Source organism: Variovorax sp. KBW07 (assembly GCF_003852515.1).
Lineage (GTDB): Bacteria > Pseudomonadota > Gammaproteobacteria > Burkholderiales > Burkholderiaceae_C > Variovorax.
The window spans coordinates 1-3004 of sequence record NZ_QAJK01000179.1 but is presented as its reverse complement, the minus strand read 5'-3'; the positions used below and the strand labels follow the sequence as shown (position 1 = coordinate 3004).

Sequence of the window (3004 nt, the reverse complement as noted above, 5' to 3'; positions counted from 1 at the left end):
AATTCGCTGAAGCGCCGCATGCCCGGCTCTTCCACATCGGCGGCGACCTTGCCGTCGATCCAGAAGATGTGCTGCAGCTGCGGCAGGCGCTTGGGGCCCAGTTCGCGCAGCATGCCCAGGTAGTCGCTGGTCTTGAACTGCGACATGGTCACCAGCGCCTTGCAACCGACCTTGTTGAGCGCGTATTCGAGCTCGGAGGTGCGGTAGGCGGGGTTGATGTTGACGAGGATCAGGCCGACCTTGGCGGTGGCGATCTGCATCAGCACCCACGGCACGTTGTTGTGCGACCAGATGCCGACGCGGTCGCCGGCCACGAGGCCGAGGTTCAGCAGCGCGCTGGCGAGCTTGTTGGATTCGGTCTGCAACTCGCGGTAGCTGAAGCGCTGTCCTTCGTGGCGGCTGACGAGGGCTTCGCGGTCGGGCTGCTTCTCGACCATGTCGTCGAAGAAGTCGCCGATGGGTTGTTCGATGAGGGGGACGTCGGTGGCGCCTTGGGCCATGCTTTGCGTCAGTGGCATCGTCTTGTCTCCTTGTCTTGCTCCCTCTCCCCTTGGNNCCAGAGGGAGAGGGAGCAAGAGGAGGCAGCAGCGCGCATGCTCAGGCGGTTTCCGCGAACAGCTCGCGACCGATCAGCATGCGGCGGATCTCGCTCGTGCCCGCGCCGATCTCGTACAGCTTGGCGTCGCGCCACAGCCGCTCCACCGGAAAGTCTTTGGTGTAGCCCACGCCGCCCAGCGCCTGAATGGCTTCGCCGGCCATCCACGTTGCCTTTTCGGCCGAATACAGGATGGCGCCCGCCGCGTCCTTGCGGAAGGTGCGCGCATGGTCGTTGCGGTCGCAGGCCTTGCCCACGGCATACACGTAGGCGCGCGTGGCCTGCCACGTCGAGTACATGTCGGCCAGCTTGCCCTGCATGAGCTGGAACTCGCCGATGCTCTGGCCGAACTGCTTGCGCTCGTGAATGAAGGGCAGCACCGCGTCCATGCACGCGGCCATGATGCCCAGCGGGCCACCCGACAGCACCGCGCGTTCGTAGTCGAGGCCGCTCATCAGCACCTTGGCGCCCATGCCTTCGCCGCCGAGCACGTTTTCTTCCGGCACTTCGCAGTTGTCGAAGAACAGGGGGAAGGTGTTGGAGCCGCGCATGCCGAGCTTGTCGAGCTTGGTGCCTGCCGAAAAACCTTTGAAATTCTTTTCCACGATGAAGGCCGTCATGCCGCGCGCGCCCATTTCGGGTTCGGTCTTGGCGTAGATGACCAGCGTGTCGGCGTCGCCGCCGTTGGTGATCCACATCTTGCCGCCGTTGAGCACGTAGTAGCCGTTCTTCTTCTCGGCCTTGAGCTTCATGCTCACCACGTCGGAGCCGGCATTGGGCTCGCTCATGGCCAGTGCGCCGACGTGCTCGCCGCTCACCAGCTTGGGCAGGTACTTTTTCTTTTGCGCGTCGCTGCCGTTGCGGTGGATCTGGTTCACGCACAGGTTGGAGTGCGCGCCATAAGACAGGCCCACCGAGGCCGAGGCGCGCGAGACTTCTTCCATGGCCACGATGTGCGCAAGGTAGCCCAGCTCGGTGCCGCCGAACTCTTCCTTCACCGTCATGCCGTGCAGCCCGAGCTCGCCCAGCTTTTGCCAGAGGTCGTGCGGGAACAGGTTGTCGCGATCGATGTCGGCGGCGCGGGGGGCGATTTCGTTGGCGGCGAAATCCTGGATCGCGCTGCGCAGCGAGTCGATGGTGTCGCCCAGGTCGAAGTTCAGGCCGGGATCGTGCATGGGGGTTGTCTCCTCTGAAGGGGTCGGCGCGCAGTGCTACCCGCGCTGGATGGCGCTTGCTTGAAAGATCGCAGCTTACGCCTCGTGGCGCCGCAATTGGCGCCACAATGGTTGCAAATTGCGCCACGCCCGGATCGCCAAGCCATGTCTTCCCCATCGTTCCTCAGACCCGCCCGCGCCGTCACGCCGATGGCCTTCGTACGAGCCATCGTCCAGGGCTACGAGCGCTACGGCATGGACCCGGACGAGGCCCTGAAAGCGGCACAGATCACGCCGCGCGAACTGGTGCGGCCGGGCGCGCGCGTGACGGCCGCCCAGTTCGAGGCGCTGTCCGAACACGCCATGCAGGAGCTCGACGACGAGGCGCTCGGCTGGTTCTCGCGGCGCCTGCCCTGGGGCAGCTACGGCATGCTGTGCCGTGCCTCGCTGACCTCGCCCGACCTGGGCGTGGCCATCAAGCGCTGGTGCCGCCACCACCGCCTGCTGACGGAAGACATAGGCCTGGCGCTCGAAGTGGCGGGCGGCGTGGCCACCTTGCGCATCACCGAGAACCGCCCGCTGGACGAGGCCTTCCGCGAGTTCTGCCTGGTGACGAGCCTGCGCTTCATGCACGGCTACATGTGCTGGGCCATCGACTCGCGCATTTCGCTGCGCAGCGCGACCTTCCCGTTTGCTGCGCCGCCGCATCGCGACGCCTACGCGCCGATGTTCACGCCGGAGGTTCGCTTCGATGCGCCGCAGGCGAGCATCAGCTTCGACGAGCGATACCTGGCCCTGCCGCTGCAGCGCGACGAGCGCGCGCTGCGCACGATGCTGAAGCGCGCCTTGCCGCTCACGATCCTGCAGTACCGTCGCGACCGCCTGCTGGGGCAGCGTGTGCGCGAGCTGTTGCGTTCACGCGCGAGCGAGGCAACGACTGCGGAGGCGCTGGCGGGGCTGCTCAACGTGTCGGGCCGGACGCTGCACCGTCAACTGCACGAGGAAGGGACTTCTTTGCAAACGTTGAAGAACGAGGTGCGGCACGAGCTGGCGGTGGACCAGTTGCGGCGAACTACGCGGCCGATCAAGCAGGTGGCGCTGTCCGTCGGGTTTCGCAACGAGAAGAGTTTTTCGCGGGCGTTCCTGCAGTGGACGGGGCACGCGCCTCGGGACTTTCGGCAGTTGGGGCTGTAGACAGTTTCTGGGGCCGACTCGGATGCGGGTGCGGATGCGGGTTCATTCGGGGCGAGTGCGA

General features: G+C 65.8%; 3 protein-coding genes. 1 reads left to right on the top strand and 2 read right to left on the bottom strand.

What is annotated here, in order from left to right; genetic code table 11:
- Positions 1-518 (bottom strand): AMP-binding protein (locus DBV14_RS34065; RefSeq protein ID WP_260397277.1); only part of this gene is annotated, 518 nt, incomplete at its 3' end.
- Positions 519-597: 79 nt separating this feature from the next.
- A complete protein-coding gene (locus tag DBV14_RS30025) occupies positions 598-1770 on the bottom strand; it encodes an isovaleryl-CoA dehydrogenase (protein WP_124465062.1) in 1173 nt (390 codons plus the stop codon).
- 144 nt (positions 1771-1914) lie between these two features.
- On the opposite strand from DBV14_RS30025, the gene DBV14_RS30020 reads away from it, so the two are divergent.
- The gene (locus DBV14_RS30020; protein WP_124465060.1) at positions 1915-2943 is read left to right on the top strand and encodes an AraC family transcriptional regulator; all 1029 of its coding nucleotides are present in this window, start codon (positions 1915-1917) and stop codon (positions 2941-2943) included.
- Positions 2944-3004: the final 61 nt, after the last annotated feature.

Bases quoted from the DNA above. Each gene is read 5' to 3' on its own strand.
- DBV14_RS30025 (WP_124465062.1), bottom strand. From the start codon at position 1,770: ATGCACGATCCCGGCCTGAACTTCGACCTGGGCGACACCATCGACTCG.
- DBV14_RS30020 (WP_124465060.1), top strand. From the start codon at position 1,915: ATGTCTTCCCCATCGTTCCTCAGACCCGCCCGCGCCGTCACGCCGATG.